Genomic DNA, 13808 nt, shown 5'->3' with positions numbered 1-13808 from the left:
CAGTGCCGTTGTCAGATCCGTTCGACGCGTGCCGCGGCCGCGTCGCAGCCGCCGCCCGGCGGCTGGCGCGTTACTGCTGCGCGTCGTCGCACGGCTTGAGCGTCGCGGCGACCGCCTGCGCGACGCTTTCGAGCCGGGCGGCGTCCGCCGCGACCATGTCGTTGTCCGGCGCATGCTCGCCGCCGGCGGTGAGCGCGGCCACGCAGCGCCGGTAAGTCGAGTCGAGCGCGTCGAAGTTCGACACGGCCATCCCGAGGTTGCGCATCCGGCCGTCATGCACGCCGTACACGAGCCCGTGCACGGTGAGCGACTGGCCGCGCGCCCACGCGTCGTTGACGATCGTCGTGCGGCACACGTTGACGACCTGTTCGATCGCATTCAGCTCGATCAGGCGACGGTAACGCGCTTCGCCGACCGGCCATTCGTCGAGCAGCGCCGCATGGCGCTCGCGTACGTCCTGCACGTGATGCAGCCAGTTGTCCGCGAGGCCGACACGGCGGTTGTGCAGCGCCGCGTTCACGCCCGAGCAGCCGTAGTGGCCGACGACCATGATGTGCTTGACGCGCAGGATGTCGACCGCGAACTGGATCACCGACAGGCAGTTCAGGTCGCTGTGCACGACCACGTTCGCGATGTTGCGGTGCACGAACACTTCGCCCGGCGGCAGGCCGATGATCTGGTTCGCCGGCACGCGCGAATCCGAGCAGCCGATCCACAGATATTCCGGCGCCTGCTGGTCGGCGAGTCGTGCGAAGAAATCGGGATCGTCGGCGAGCTGGCGCTTGACCCAGGCATCGTTGTTGTCGAACAGATGTGAAAGCGGATTGTCTGGAGTAGTCATCGGTGTGGCTTCCGTTGGCGGAAATCGGTCGATATCGGATTCGGTGTTGCCGGCGTCAGGCGGCGCGCTGTGCGTCGCCCGCGCCGTCGTCGAGGCCCGTCGCGCCGAAGCGCGCAGGGTAGCGCACGCTAAAGCGCAGGGCCGCATCGTACGGATAAAAATCGGGCAATTCGCCCTGCATCAGCTTGTCCTTGCTCGCCTGCCACAGCGCCGGATCGAAAAAGTCCGCGTGATGCTTCATGAAGACGCTGCGCACGCGCGGGTCGCCGAGCAGGAACGGCCCGTAGGTCTCCGGAAAGATGTCGTGCGGGCCGACGGTATACCACGGTTCGCCGGACAGCTCGTCTTCCTCGTTGCGCGGCGGCGGCACGCGCCGCACGTTGCAGTCGGTCAGGTACTCGATCTCGTCGTAGTCGTAGAACACGACGCGGCCGTGGCGCGTGACGCCGAAGTTCTTGTACAGCATGTCGCCGGGGAAGATGTTCGCCTTCATCAGCTCCTTCACCGCGTTGCCGTATTCCTTCACGCCGTGCTCGACGTCCGCGTCGCTGCCGTTCTGCAGGTACAGGTTCAGCGGCGTCATCCGGCGCTCGATGTACAGGTGCTTGATCACGAGCTTGTCGTCCTCGTACTCGAGCAGCGACGGCACTTCCTTCTCGAGTTCACGCACGAGCGCATGATCGAGCCGCGCGAGCGGCAGCGCGACGCTCGAATACTCGAGCGTGTCGGCCATTCGCCCGAGGCGGTCGTGGCGCTTCACGAGCTGGTACTTCTCCATGATTTGCGCGCGCGTCGTTTCCTTCGGCGGCGGGAATTGATCCTTGATGATCTTGAACACGTACGGGAACGACGGCAGCGTGAACACGAGCATCACGAGGCCCTTGATCCCGGGCGCGATGATGAAGCGGTCGCTCGAATGCGACAGATGGTGCAGCAGGTCGCGGTAGAACAGGTTCTTGCCCTGCTTCTGCAGCCCGACCGACGTGTAGATCTCGGCCTTCGGCTTGCCCGGCATGATCGTGCAGAGGAACTCCACGTACGCGGACGGCACGCCCATGTCGACGAGGAAGTACGAATGCGAGAAGCTGAAGATGATCTGCAACTGCTCGCGGCGCAGCAGCACGGTATCGAGCGCGAGCACGCCCGGGCGCACGTGGCGGATCGGCACCGCGAACGGCAGCACGCGGTCGGCGTTGATGATGCGGCCGACGATGTACGCGCTCTTGTTGCGGAAGAACAGCGACGACAGCACGTGGATCTGGAAATTCGGCGCTTCGTCGAAGTGGCCGAATTCATCGTCGATCGCCTGCATCACGCAGCCGATGTCGCGCGTGAGATCCTCGAACGCCGGCTCGAGCTGGAAGTTCGTGACGATGCGCTCGAGCGTGGCCGCGAGCCCGTCGGTGCCCGGATAGTACGCGCGGTACGTCGGTTTCGCGGCCGGCTCGTCGTTCTCCAGATACTCGGTCGAGATCGCCGGGCGCACGAAGATGAAATCGTTGCTGAAATACGAGCGGTGCAGGATCTTGCAGCACACCGAATTGAAGAAGGTTTCCGCGCACTCGGGCTGGCGGTGCGACGTGAGCAGGCCGATGTAGTGCAGCTTGATCTGCTGCCAGACTTCGTCGTCGATGTTCTCCGCGTCGTATTCGTCTTCCAGCACCTCGACGCATTCCTTCACGCGATCGTCGTACGACGTGATCCGCTCGCGCGCGAGCCGCTGCAGCCCGTGCCAGTCGCCGCGCTCGAACAGCGTCTTCGCATCGACCGCCGCCTCGCGGAAGATCCGGTAATGGCGATCGAAGTATTCGAGCATCGTCTGCGCGACGTCGAAACCGATCTGCGACGACAGCAGTTTGGGGAAGTGATTCATCGCGTGCAGGCTCGTTCAAGGGGCTGTAAGCACTCGCCATTTTAGCGCCCAAGTCGGCGTTTCAATGACTTTCGCGGTGATGCGCGAATGGTCGTCAATCGGCGTGTTGATCGCCGTTGGGCGCCGTTCAATGCATCTTCGCGTAAAGATACGGGTACGGAACCGATTCTGACACGAACTTTTTTTGGCGCGTCGGCAGGGGCCGGGCACGTGTTTCGCGCGACGGCGATAGAATCGACGCACCGCCCGCCGCACCCTGCCGCCGGCGCGCCTTCGCACCGATAACGACGAGACGCCCCACCGATGAATGCCCTGGAACACCAACTCGACTACCCCTTCGCCGATACGCTGCCCGCCGCGGGCGACACGTTCGAGGTCGCGCCCGGCGTGCGCTGGCTGCGCATGCCGTTGCCGTTCTCGCTCGATCACATCAATCTCTGGCTGCTGCGCGACGAGATCGACGGGCAGGCCGGCTGGACGGTCGTCGATTGCGGGATCGCGTCGGACGCGATCCGCACGCACTGGGAGCAGATCTTCGACACGCAGCTCGACGGCCTGCCCGTGCTGCGCGTGCTCGTCACGCACTGCCACCCCGATCACTTCGGCCTCGCGAACTGGCTGTGCGAAGGCGGCGACAAGGGCCGCTGGAACGTGCGGCTGTGGATGACGCTCGGCGAATACCTGTTCGGCTGCCTGATGGCGGCCGGCAACGGGTCGAACGCGGGCGGCGCGGCCGCCGCCGATCACTTCGCGCGCCACGGCCTGACCGATCCGGCCGCGCTCGACAAGCTGCGCAACCGCCGCAGCTACTACTCGGATCTGGTGCCGGCCGTGCCGCCGCGCTACCGGCGCCTGCGCGAAGGCGACGAGGTGACGATCGGCGCGCGCACGTGGCGCGTCGTCACCGGCTTCGGCCATTCGCCTGAACATTGCGCGCTTCACAGCGAAGCCGACGGCGTGCTGATTTCCGGCGACATGGTGCTGCCGCGCATTTCGACGAACGTGTCGGTGTTCGACCTCGAGCCCGAAGCGAACCCGCTCGCGCTGTACCTGGAATCGCTCGGCCGCTACGAGACGATGTCGCCCGACACGCTCGTGCTGCCGTCGCACGGCAAGCCGTTCCGCGGCGTGCGCACGCGCATCGCGCAACTGCGCGAACACCACGATGCGCGCCTGGCCGAAGTGCGCGTCGCGTGCGCGGAAAAGTCGATGAGCGCGGCCGACATCGTGCCGATCATGTTCCGCCGCCGCGAGCTCGACATCCACCAGATGACGTTCGCGCTCGGCGAGGCGCTCGCGCACCTGAACCTGCTGTGGCTCGCGGGCGAACTCGTGCGCGAGCAGGGTGACGACGGCGTGCTGCGGTTCCGCGCCGCCAGCTGAGCGCGCTTCGTCATCGTTACACGACGGGTTCGTAACGCCATCCGTCGGGATGCCACTGCATCGTGTGCGTCGGTTCGAGCGCCGCGAGAAACGCGGCGTCGTGCGACGCGACCACGAGCGCGCCCGGGAAACCCGCCAGCGCGGCTTCGATCGCACGCACCGATTCGAGATCGAGGTGATTGGTCGGCTCGTCGAGCAGCAGCAGTTGCGCGGGCGTGCCGCGCCACAACGCGCACGCGAGCGCGGCCTTCAGCCGTTCGCCGCCGCTCAGTTGCCGCGCCGGTTGCGTCGCACGTGTCGCGTCGAGCTGCAGCAGCGCGAGACGGCTGCGCAGGTCGCCTTCGGCGAGCGGCGTATCGAGCAGCCCGAGTTGCTCGACGATCGAGCGCTCCGGGTCGAGCAGTGCGAGCCGCTGGTCGAGATACGCGGCGCTCACGTGCGTCGTGCAAGTGCCTGAGCGCGGCGCCAGCTCGCCCGCGAGCATCCTCAGCAACGTCGACTTGCCGCAGCCGTTCGGGCCCGTCAGCGCGATGCGCACGGCGCCGCTGGCCGACCACGTGATCGCGTCGGCGTCGCCCGCGACGCGCCACGGCAGTTGCGCGCGTTCGAGCGTGAACAGCTGGCGGCGCGCGCTGACCTCCGTGCCCGGCAGCGACACCAGTACGGGCGCGTCGGTTTCGACGCGCGCGGCCGCTTCCTGCACGCGCGTGTCGAGCGTCGCCTTGAAGTCGCTCTGATGACGCCGGACCGTCCCCATGATGGCGCGCGCGGCGCCCTTGCGGCGCTGGCGCGCCATCGACGACAGGTTGGCCGCCTTCGCGTCGCGCAGCGACGCGGCCGCATGGCGCTGGATCGTGTCGTGTTCCTGTTCGAGCCTGCGCCGCACGCGCTCGCGCTCGGTGCGCACATGGTCGAGCGCCGCTTGCGCGGCTTCCTGTTGCGCGTCGCGCTGCGCACGGTAGAGCGCGTAGTTGCCGCCGTACGAGCGCGCGCCGTGCGGCGTCAGCTCGACGATGCGCTGCACGCCGGCGAGCAGCGCACGGTCGTGGCTCACGATGACCACGCCGCCGCGCCAGCCGTCGAGCGCCGTGCGCAGCCACGCGCGGCCCGGTGCGTCGAGATGATTGGTCGGTTCGTCGAGCACGAGCAGGCCGGCGCCGGACAGCAGCGCGCCGATCAGCGCGACGCGCGCGAGCTGGCCGCCGCTCAGCGTGTGCGCGGGCGTGTCGGCGCGGACATCGTGCAGGCCAGCCGCGTCGAGCGCCGCGCGCAGCCGCTCCGCGAGATCCCAGCGATCGCCGATCAGGTCGAAGTCGTGCGGCCCCGCGCGGCCGTCCGCGAGACGCGCGAGCGCGCCGAGCGGCGCATCGAGCGCGGCGATCTGCGCGACGGATCGCGGGGCGGCCGTGGCGTCGTGGTCGTGCTGCTGCGCGACGTAGACGACCTGCGCATGTCGCTCGACCGTCCCCGCACTCGGCGCGCGGCGGCCCGCGATCAGTTGCGCGAGCACGCTCTTGCCGACGCCGTTGCGGCCGACGATGCCGGTCGGCGTGCGATCGATGGTCAGGTCGAGCGAATCGAACAGCGTGACGCCGTCGTCGAAGCGGAAGGAAACGTGATGAAGCGCGACGAGCGCGCCGGTGGGCGTGGCTGCAGCCATAAGCACCTCCAAAAATGCGTGAAGACCTTCGCGCGCGGCGTGCGTGGCACGGGCGGCGAAAACATTTCGGGAAGGCTTAGTTGTTCACTTTGGCTGGCGTCCGGTGTGAGGAATGAGCGCGCAGTGTAGCAAGCGCGGCGCGCGGGCCGCAAGCGAGCGGCATGTGCGCCGTCGCTTGCGCGCCACGCGAGGTTACTGCACCGCGACCGTCGCGAAGTTCTGCCGTCCGAACGGACTCACGTGATAGCCGCTCACGTTTGTGCGCGTCAGCGCGGCCGCGGTCGGGTAGCCGAGCGGGATCCACAGCGCCTGGTCGTGGATGATCTTCTGCGCGCTTTCATAGAGCTTCGCGCGCTTGGCCTGGTCGGCGGTCGACTTGCCGTCGGCGATCAGCTTGTCGAGCTGCGCATCGCAGAAGCGCGCGAAGTTGATGCCCGACTTCACCGCGTTGCAGCTGAACAGCGGCGACAGGTAGTTGTCCGGATCGCCGTTGTCGCCGGCCCAGCCCATGAACAGCATGTCATGCTGGCCGAGCTTCGCCTGCTTGATCAGTTCGCCCCATTCGATCACTTTCACTTCCGCTTTCACGCCGATCTTCGCGAGGTCGGCTTGCAGCAGCTCGGCGCCGGCTTTCGGGTTCGGGTTCAGCACGCTGCCGGTCGGGCGCGTCCAGATCGTCGTCGAGAAGCCGTTCGGGAAGCCGGCCTGCGCGAGCAACTGCTTCGCCTTCGCGGGATCGTACGCATACGGCGCGATGTCCTTCGCGTAGCTCCACGTGTTCGGCGGATACGGATTGTTCGCGGCCGTCGCGGTGTTGTCGAACACGACCTTCAGGTAGGTCGCGCGGTCGAACGCGAGATTCAGCGCCTCGCGCACCTTGTCGTTGTCGAGCGGCTTCTTCTGCGTGTTCAGCGCGACGAACGCGGTCATGAACGCGGGCGTCTGCACGACCTTCAGCGCGCTGTCGCCCTTCGCGGCGAGCACGTCTTGCGGCTTCGGCGACAGCGCGATCTGGCATTCGCCGGCCTTCACCTTCTGCATGCGCACCGATGCATCGGGCGTGATCGCGTAGATCAATCGATCGACCTTCGGCTTCGCACCCCAGTAGGTCGGGTTCACGTCGTAGCGGATCAGTGCGTCCTTCGTATAGCTCTTCAGCACGAACGGGCCGGTGCCGACCGGCTTCGCGTTCAGGTCGGCCTGCTTGCCGGCCTTGAGCAACTGGTCCGCGTACTCGGCCGAGTAGATCGACGCGAAGCCCATCGTCAGGATCGGCACGAACGTCGCGTTCGGCTCGTTCAGCACGAACTTCACCGTGCTGTCGTCGACCTTGGTCACCGATTTCACGAGCTTCACGAGGCCCATCGACTGCGCATGCGGAAAACCGCTCGCGCCGGCCACCTTGTGCCACGGATTCGCATCGTCGAGCATTCGCGTGAACGTGAACACGACGTCGTCCGCGTTCAGCGGGCGGCCCGGCTTGAAGTAGTCGGTGGTCTGGAACGCGACGTTCGGGCGCAGGTGGAACGTGTACGTGAGGCCGTCGGCGCTCGCTTCCCATTTGTCCGCGAGCGCGGGCACGACCTTCTTCGCGGCTTCGTCGTAGGACACGAGCGTGTTGAAGATCACGTCGGCCGACGCGTTGGTCGTGACGAGCGAGTTGTACTGCACGACGTCGAAGCCGTCCGGGCTCGATTCCGTGCAGACGGTGAGCGGCTTGGCGGCGGCGAGGCCGGGAGCGGCAAGGGCCGCGGCCACGGCGGCCGCGGCGAATAGCTTGACGTGCATAGGATCTCCCACGTGGCTTGTGTTTTTCGCTGGATGACGGAGGCGGGCGCGGCCCGGCAGCGGGCAGGGCCGGCGCGGCTGGCGAATAGGATACCGTCAAAGCGCGCGACGCGTGGAAAAAGGCGCCGGAACGCGACGAATTGACCGAAAAAAGGCTGCGATGGCGACGGAACGGGTGTTGATGCGGCCGTGCGGGGAGGGCGAGCGCGGCGCGGCAGGCGAGGGGCGAGGCGGGCGGCTGCGAATGCGCGGCGCGAGCGACGGAACGGGCAGGATCGCGGCAGCGGTGCGCGGTATGTGGCGCGACACGAAGGTAGAGGCCCGCGCGGATTCGCGCGGTATGGCGAGGCAGATCGGGCCAAGGCCCGACAGGACCCGGCGACGCGCACGCCGGATCCGCGGCGCACTCAGTGCGCGCCGGCCTTCGGCTTGCGCGGCGCCTTCTCGAACAGGCGGTCGTACAGCCAGCGCGGCAGCACGTGCAGCACCTTCGCGACGACGCCCATCTGCCACGGAATCACGCGGAACGCGTGCTGCCGGGCGATCGCCCGCGCCGCGCGCGCGGCGAAGCGGTCGGCGTCCATCAGGAACGGCATCCGGTACGGATTGTGCGCGGTCATCGGCGTGCGAATGTAGCCGGGCGCGATCGTCACGACGCCGACGCCGGCCGGGCGCAACTCGACGCGCAGCGATTCGAGATACTTGATCGCGGCCGATTTCGACGCGCTGTACGCGCCGGAGCCGGGCAGCCCGCGCACGCCGGCGACGCTCGCGACGCCGACCAGCGTGCCGTGGCGCGCGGCCGTCATCGGGCCGACGAACGGCTCGAACGTCGCGACCATCCCGTAGTAGTTGATGTCCATCACGTCGCGGAACGTCGCGAGGTCGCCCTGGCCCGTGACGGCGCCCTGGCTGATGCCCGCGTTCGCGATCACGACGTCGGGGCAGCCGTGCGCGGCGATGAACGACGCGGCGGCGGTGGCCAGCGCATCGGCGTCGCGCACGTCGGCGGAATAGACGGAGATGGAGAGCTTGGGGAACCGCCGCGCGAACGCATCGAGTGCATCGGTGCGGCGCGCGACGAGCGCGAGCGTGGCGCCCTGGCGGGCGTATTCCTCGGCCATCGCGAGGCCGAGGCCGCTCGACGCGCCGGTGATGAAGACCTTCAGCGGAGTAGTCATGCCGGCGCGCGGGCAGGGATCAGAGCTTCTTGTCCTGAACCTGCTTCACGAGGAAGTCGAGCACCTGGGCGGTACCCGGGATGCTGTTCGTGTAAGCGGGTCCCGTCTTGTACTTGCCCTGGACGACGACCGTCGGCACGCCGTCGATCGCGTAGTCCTTCAGCAGCTTGGCCGACTGGTTCACCTCGCCCTGCACGCTGAACGAGTTGTACGCGTCCATGAACTTCTTCTTGTCGACGCCCTGCGTGGCCAGGAAGTCGGCCTGCGCCTGCGGCGTCAGCAGGTAGTTCTTCTGCTTGTGGATCGCGTTGAAGATCGCCGGCGTGACCTTCTCGGAAATGCCGAGCGCGGACACCGCGTAGAACAGCTTCGAGTGCGGGAGGAAATCGTCACGGAATGCGACCGGCACGCGCTTGAAGTCGATGTTGTTGCCCTGCTTCTTCACCCAGGCCTCGATCGTCGGCTCGAATTCGTAGCAGTGCGGGCAGCCGTACCAGAAGAACTCGATCACCTCGACCTTGCCGGCCGGCGCCGACACCGGCTGCGGCGACTTCATCACCTCGAAATCCTTGCCGGCGGCCGGCGCGGCGGGCGAAGCCTGGGCGAGGCCGGCGGCCAGGCCCAGGGACAGAAGGAGCGTGCTAAGCAGTTTTTTCATGTTGTGAACGTCGAATCGGTTGCTCGGGTTACGGAACGTAACGGGTTCTGCGTGGGCGCGGCCGGTTGGCTTACTGCTTCGTGAAGCGGATCACCGCCGTGTCGACACCTGCATCGGACAGGCGCTGACGGGCCGAGTTCATATCCTCGAACTTCGAGAACGGGCCGACGCGCACGCGGAAATAGGTCACGCCGCTGACGTCGCGCTTCGACACCTTCGACTCGAAGCCCTGGAAGCCGAGGCGCGCACGCTGCTGTTCGGCATCGCCTTCCGTCTTGTACGCGCCGACCTGCAGGAAGTAGCCGGTGTTCGCGTCGTTCGCGGTCGGCGGCTTCGCCGCTGCCGCCGCGGCGGCGGCCGACGACGTCGGCTTCGGCGTGTTCGCGGCCTGCTGCTGTTGCTGCTGCTTTTGCGCGGCGGCCTGCTGCGCCTGCTTCTGCGCGGCGAAGCGTGCGAGGTCGTCCTCACCGCCTTGCTGCTGTTGTTGCTGCGCCTGTTGCGTCTTCTTCGGCGGCGGCGTGGTGTCGGCCGGCTTCGGTGCGACGGCGACGCCGTTGCCCGACGACGGATTGTTCGACGCGGTGGCGTTGCTCGAGCCAGCGGCGCCGTTCGCGTTGCCCGACGGCGGCACTTCGACGATCTGCGGCTCGGGCAGCAGGCCGCCGCCCTGAGTCTGGTTCGCGGCCTGGCCGGGCGCGGTGTTCGGCGGTGCGGATTGCGCGGCCTGCGGCACCGGCTGGCCGGGCGTCTTGCCCTGCAGCGCGCGGTTCGGGTCGAACTGCTGCGGCTGGCTCGCGCCGTTGTCGGCCTGCGGCGGCGCGACCTTCGACACGAACGGCGACGGCGAACGCGTGATGTAGAGCGCCACCACCACGGCGATCGCGAGGCCGACGATCAGGCCCAGTACGATTCCAAGAAATGTCCCTCCGGCTTGTTTCGATTGCTTCGAAGTTCGGCGTGGTTGTGCCATTGCTTGAGTCACCTGCAAAAAGAATCGTGAGAGGGCTGCGACGGGCGCCCGACGGCGGGCAATCCGACGGCGGGCGTTGCCGCAGCCAGTCGCGGCCCGGTTCGGGCCGCGCGGACATCCTTACATCTTGGCGGGGGCGGACACGCCGAGCACCGTCAGGCCGTTCTCGAGCACCTGACGGGTCGCGGCGAGCAGCGCGGCGCGCGCATTGCGCGGCGCTTCGTCGTCGACCAGCACGCGCTCCGCATTGTAGAACGAGTGGAATTCGCCAGCGAGATCGCGCAGGTAGAACGCGACCGCGTGCGGCGCCAGCTCGTTCGCCGCGTGCGTGAGCATGTCCGGATACTCGGCCAGCTTCTGCATCAGCGATGCCGCCTGCGCGCTCGTCAACTGCGACAGGTCGGCGCCCGGCAGTTGCGCGACGTCGACGTTGTAGCGCGACTTCAGTTCGTTGAGCACCGAGCAGATCCGCGCATGCGCGTACTGGACGTAATAGACCGGGTTTTCGTCGTTCTGTTTCAGTGCGAGATCGATGTCGAACACGAACTCGGTATCGGCCTTGCGCGAGATCAGGAAGAAGCGCACCGCGTCGCGGCCGCGCGTGATGGTTGCTTCGTCGATCAGGTCGGGGGCCGCTTCCTGGCCCGCCGCCGCGCCGCCCGACCATTCGATCAGGTCGCGCACCGTCACGTAGCTGCCCGCGCGCTTCGAGATCTTCACTTCCTGGCCGTCGCGCATCACGGTGACCATCTTGTGCAGCACGTAGTCGGGATAGCCCTTCGGGATCCCGATGTGCAGCCCCTGCAGGCCGGCGCGCACGCGCGCGATCGTGCCGTGGTGGTCCGAACCCTGGATGTTGATCACCTTCGTGAAGCCGCGTTCCCACTTCGTCACGTGGTATGCGACGTCCGGCACGAAGTACGTGTACGTGCCGTCCGACTTGCGCATCACGCGATCCTTGTCGTCGCCTTCGTCGGTCGTGCGCAGCCACAGCGCGCCGTCCTGCTCGTAGGTCATGCCGGCCTTGACCAGCGCGTCGACCGTCTTCTCGACGCGGCCCTCGCTGTACAGCGACGACTCGAGGTAGTACTGGTCGAACTTCACGCCGAACGCCTGCAGGTCCATGTCCTGCTCGCGACGCAGGTACGTGACCGCGAACTTGCGGATCGCGTCGAGATCCTCGACGTCGCCCGCACCCTTGACCGGCTCGCCGTCCGATGCGGCGACCGTTTCGCCGTTCAGGTAGTCGCGCGCGATGTCGGCGATGTACTCGCCGTTGTACGCGGCTTCCGGCCAGCCCGCGTCGCCCGGCTTCAGGCCGCGGGCGCGCGCCTGCGTCGAGATCGCGAGGTTGCCGATCTGCACGCCCGCGTCGTTGTAGTAGAACTCGCGGTGCACCGCATAGCCCTGGCTCGCGATCACGTTGGCGAGCACGTCGCCGAGCGCGGCCTGGCGGCCGTGGCCGACGTGCAGCGGGCCGGTCGGGTTGGCCGACACGAATTCGAGCAGCACCTGCTTGCCTTTCTCGCGATCCGACGTGCCGAATGCGCGGCCCTGCTCGAACACGGCGGCGATCACCGCCTGCTTCGCGGCGGCCGACAGGCGCAGGTTGATGAAGCCGGGGCCGGCGATCTCGGCGGCTTCGACGAGGCCTTGCGCGGCCGGCTGCGCGGTGAGCGCGGCGACGATCCGTTCGGCGAGCTGGCGCGGGTTCGTGCCGAGCGGCTTCGCGAGCTGCATCGCGACGTTGCACGCGACGTCGCCGTGCGCGGCGACCTTCGGGCGCTCCAGCGTGATGGTCGGGGCGACGAATGCTGCGTCGGCGCCTTTCAGCGCGTGTGCGACCTGCTTGACGCTATCCGCGAGCAGGGCTTCGAGGGTCTGTTTGTGTGCTGGCAGCATGCTGGTAGAAGGCTTCGTTGGTGGGGGCCGGAAATGCTGGCCCGCCGGCGCGCTTTTTAAGCGCGCGTTTCAGGGATCGCAGAATTTTAACAGGTGCTAATATGCCGCTCAGGCGGCCCGCGTCCGCGAGGCCGGACGCCGGTCTGCCGGCGTTCCCCAACCTCGCCGCGCAGGCACAACAAGATGAAAAGGGAATTGTCATGATTACGTTCAAGAGCAAGGCGGCACAGGATCTCGACGTGCTGAAGGATTTCGCCGTGTATGTGCTGGGTCTCGTCGGCAAGCAGCTGGGCGAGCGCGGTGTCATTACGCACGACGAACTGGACCACGCGATCGCCAAGCTGGAAGGCGCGGTCGCGCAGGCCAAGCAGGAGCGCGCCGAGCACGCCGGCCATTTCCACGAGGACGAAGCCGACCACGCGCACCACGAAGTGCCGCCGAGCCTGGCGCAGCGCGTCGCGCCGTTCCTGACGATGCTGCGCGAAGCGAAGGCTGGCCAGGCCGACGTGCACTGGGGCTTCTGAGCTTCCTTCTTCCTTGCCGGGCGGATCGAACGGTCGGCCAGACAGGAAAAAGCCCGCTTTCGAGCGGGCTTTTTATTTTGTCTGATGAAATGGTGGCGGGGCAGTAGGCGGGCGCGACGAAATGGGGCGGCAGTGCGGGCCTGCCTTGACCGATAGGTGAAATTCCTTATAATTCAATGCAAGACTATGTGAAAGCGGGTGCGAAAACATAGCGCCGCCCGGGCAACCGGGTCCCACCTGGAGTGGGTATTTCGTCGAAAGACGGAAAGAGAATCCCGCATGCGACGGCTGCCGAAAGGCGGCCGTTGGTTTTTCTACGCCCGGATCTTGCGGCCTTCCAGGCTTGCGCGCAGCAACGTGCGCAACGCGACTTTCCGGGCTTCCCGCTGGCGTCGGGTGAGTCCGCCATCCAGCACGTAGGCCGACTGCACGCGCAGGATGAGCCGGCGTTTCCTGATCCGGTCCTTCGCCACCTCGAAGAACACGGCATACACGCGCTGCGTGCCGTCTGACGCGACCTCTTCCACCGTCACGAAATTGGGCTGCCGTTCATCCGCGACAACGATCCGCCGCGTCGCCAGCCCGACGATCACGCCGCGCAACAGCTGCCGTGACGCGCGATACCGGTCCGCGCAGAGCACACGTGTCTCGCGGCCGTCGTCGTAGATCTCGTCGTCAGGAATGGTGTCGCGGGTCCGCCCGTCCCATTTGAGGCTGCGTGTGAAGCAGTGACAGGAGAACAGGACCAGAACCGTCACGTCGAAGCCGGTTTCCAGATCGCAGGTGAACGTCAACGGGCGCAAGTGGCTCAGGTCCCAGCTTTCGCCGCGATAGCGGGTGGGCGGGAACGGGGTGGCGGCGTCGAGCGGTGTTTCGGTGATCCTGATCTCGAAGGAAGGCATGGCTGCGGGGGTGTCGGGTCGAGAGATTGCAGCGTTGATCGACGAATATTGAGATTAGTTATCCTGAATAAGTGGTGGGGTAGACAACGCGCCCCGAGATCGGGGCGCGTGACGGTAAGTCGCGGC

The 13808-nt window shown here is 67.0% G+C and carries 11 protein-coding genes; 2 read left to right on the top strand and 9 right to left on the bottom strand.

Going from position 1 to position 13808, the window contains the following annotated elements:
* Positions 1 to 70 precede the first annotated feature (70 nt).
* Both can and aceK read right to left on the bottom strand, forming a co-directional pair.
* Positions 71 to 841, bottom strand: coding sequence for a carbonate dehydratase (gene can, locus KPB06_RS05410; RefSeq protein WP_275906082.1), 771 nt, complete (start codon positions 839 to 841; stop codon positions 71 to 73).
* Between the two features lie 55 nt (positions 842 to 896).
* A complete protein-coding gene (gene aceK / locus KPB06_RS05405) occupies positions 897 to 2714 on the bottom strand; it encodes a bifunctional isocitrate dehydrogenase kinase/phosphatase (protein ID WP_059585394.1) in 1818 nt (605 codons plus the stop codon).
* Between the two features lie 303 nt (positions 2715 to 3017).
* Here aceK and KPB06_RS05400 point away from each other — a divergent pair, with 303 nt between their 5' ends.
* Positions 3018 to 4097 (top strand): MBL fold metallo-hydrolase, encoded by a 1080-nt coding sequence (locus tag KPB06_RS05400; RefSeq protein ID WP_275906083.1) that lies wholly within the window; start codon positions 3018 to 3020, stop codon positions 4095 to 4097.
* Positions 4098 to 4113: 16 nt separating this feature from the next.
* Here KPB06_RS05400 and KPB06_RS05395 read toward each other — a convergent pair whose 3' ends face one another.
* The 6 genes from KPB06_RS05395 to argS form a co-directional block, all read right to left on the bottom strand.
* Entirely contained in the window at positions 4114 to 5757 is a 1644-nt protein-coding gene (locus KPB06_RS05395; RefSeq protein ID WP_275906084.1) for an ABC-F family ATP-binding cassette domain-containing protein, read from the bottom strand.
* 192 nt (positions 5758 to 5949) lie between these two features.
* A complete protein-coding gene (locus KPB06_RS05390) occupies positions 5950 to 7545 on the bottom strand; it encodes an ABC transporter substrate-binding protein (RefSeq protein WP_124659242.1) in 1596 nt (531 codons plus the stop codon).
* Positions 7546 to 7952: 407 nt separating this feature from the next.
* On the bottom strand, positions 7953 to 8726 hold the full coding sequence (locus KPB06_RS05385) for an SDR family oxidoreductase (RefSeq protein ID WP_059585389.1): 774 nt from the start codon (positions 8724 to 8726) through the stop codon (positions 7953 to 7955).
* A 19-nt stretch (positions 8727 to 8745) separates the two neighbouring features.
* Positions 8746 to 9384, bottom strand: a complete 639-nt coding sequence (locus KPB06_RS05380) for a thiol:disulfide interchange protein DsbA/DsbL (RefSeq protein ID WP_011694426.1) — start codon at positions 9382 to 9384, stop codon at positions 8746 to 8748.
* A 70-nt stretch (positions 9385 to 9454) separates the two neighbouring features.
* Positions 9455 to 10354: an SPOR domain-containing protein gene (locus tag KPB06_RS05375; protein WP_104011854.1), complete on the bottom strand. Its 900-nt coding sequence runs from the start codon at positions 10352 to 10354 to the stop codon at positions 9455 to 9457.
* A gap of 120 nt (positions 10355 to 10474) precedes the next feature.
* Positions 10475 to 12256, bottom strand: coding sequence for an arginine--tRNA ligase (gene argS, locus KPB06_RS05370; protein WP_124659243.1), 1782 nt, complete (start codon positions 12254 to 12256; stop codon positions 10475 to 10477).
* Positions 12257 to 12456: 200 nt separating this feature from the next.
* Between argS and KPB06_RS05365 the strand changes: the two genes are divergently transcribed.
* Positions 12457 to 12780 carry a DUF1840 domain-containing protein gene (locus KPB06_RS05365; RefSeq protein ID WP_006489103.1) on the top strand — a complete coding sequence of 108 codons (324 nt, stop codon included), beginning with the start codon at positions 12457 to 12459 and terminating at the stop codon, positions 12778 to 12780.
* Between the two features lie 314 nt (positions 12781 to 13094).
* Here the strand turns inward: KPB06_RS05365 and KPB06_RS05360 are convergent, their stop codons facing one another.
* A complete protein-coding gene (locus KPB06_RS05360; protein WP_275906085.1) occupies positions 13095 to 13682 on the bottom strand; it encodes a hypothetical protein in 588 nt (195 codons plus the stop codon).
* Between the last annotated feature and the right edge of the window lie 126 nt (positions 13683 to 13808).

Origin of the sequence: Burkholderia semiarida, assembly GCF_029268935.1 — a bacterium.
In the GTDB taxonomy this organism is placed as follows: Bacteria; Pseudomonadota; Gammaproteobacteria; order Burkholderiales; family Burkholderiaceae; genus Burkholderia; species Burkholderia semiarida.
Note: the sequence above shows the minus strand (reverse complement) of the source record. Positions and strands in the feature narration are given on the sequence as shown.

What these genes read in the sequence shown, in the direction of transcription:
- can (WP_275906082.1), bottom strand. Translation starts at nt 841, where the DNA reads ATGACTACTCCAGACAATCCGCTTTCACATCTGTTCGACAACAACGAT.
- aceK (WP_059585394.1), bottom strand. Translation starts at nt 2,714, where the DNA reads ATGAATCACTTCCCCAAACTGCTGTCGTCGCAGATCGGTTTCGACGTC.
- KPB06_RS05400 (WP_275906083.1), top strand. Translation starts at nt 3,018, where the DNA reads ATGAATGCCCTGGAACACCAACTCGACTACCCCTTCGCCGATACGCTG.
- KPB06_RS05395 (WP_275906084.1), bottom strand. Translation starts at nt 5,757, where the DNA reads ATGGCTGCAGCCACGCCCACCGGCGCGCTCGTCGCGCTTCATCACGTT.
- KPB06_RS05390 (WP_124659242.1), bottom strand. Translation starts at nt 7,545, where the DNA reads ATGCACGTCAAGCTATTCGCCGCGGCCGCCGTGGCCGCGGCCCTTGCC.
- KPB06_RS05385 (WP_059585389.1), bottom strand. Translation starts at nt 8,726, where the DNA reads ATGACTACTCCGCTGAAGGTCTTCATCACCGGCGCGTCGAGCGGCCTC.
- KPB06_RS05380 (WP_011694426.1), bottom strand. Translation starts at nt 9,384, where the DNA reads ATGAAAAAACTGCTTAGCACGCTCCTTCTGTCCCTGGGCCTGGCCGCC.
- KPB06_RS05375 (WP_104011854.1), bottom strand. Translation starts at nt 10,354, where the DNA reads ATGGCACAACCACGCCGAACTTCGAAGCAATCGAAACAAGCCGGAGGG.
- argS (WP_124659243.1), bottom strand. Translation starts at nt 12,256, where the DNA reads ATGCTGCCAGCACACAAACAGACCCTCGAAGCCCTGCTCGCGGATAGC.
- KPB06_RS05365 (WP_006489103.1), top strand. Translation starts at nt 12,457, where the DNA reads ATGATTACGTTCAAGAGCAAGGCGGCACAGGATCTCGACGTGCTGAAG.
- KPB06_RS05360 (WP_275906085.1), bottom strand. Translation starts at nt 13,682, where the DNA reads ATGCCTTCCTTCGAGATCAGGATCACCGAAACACCGCTCGACGCCGCC.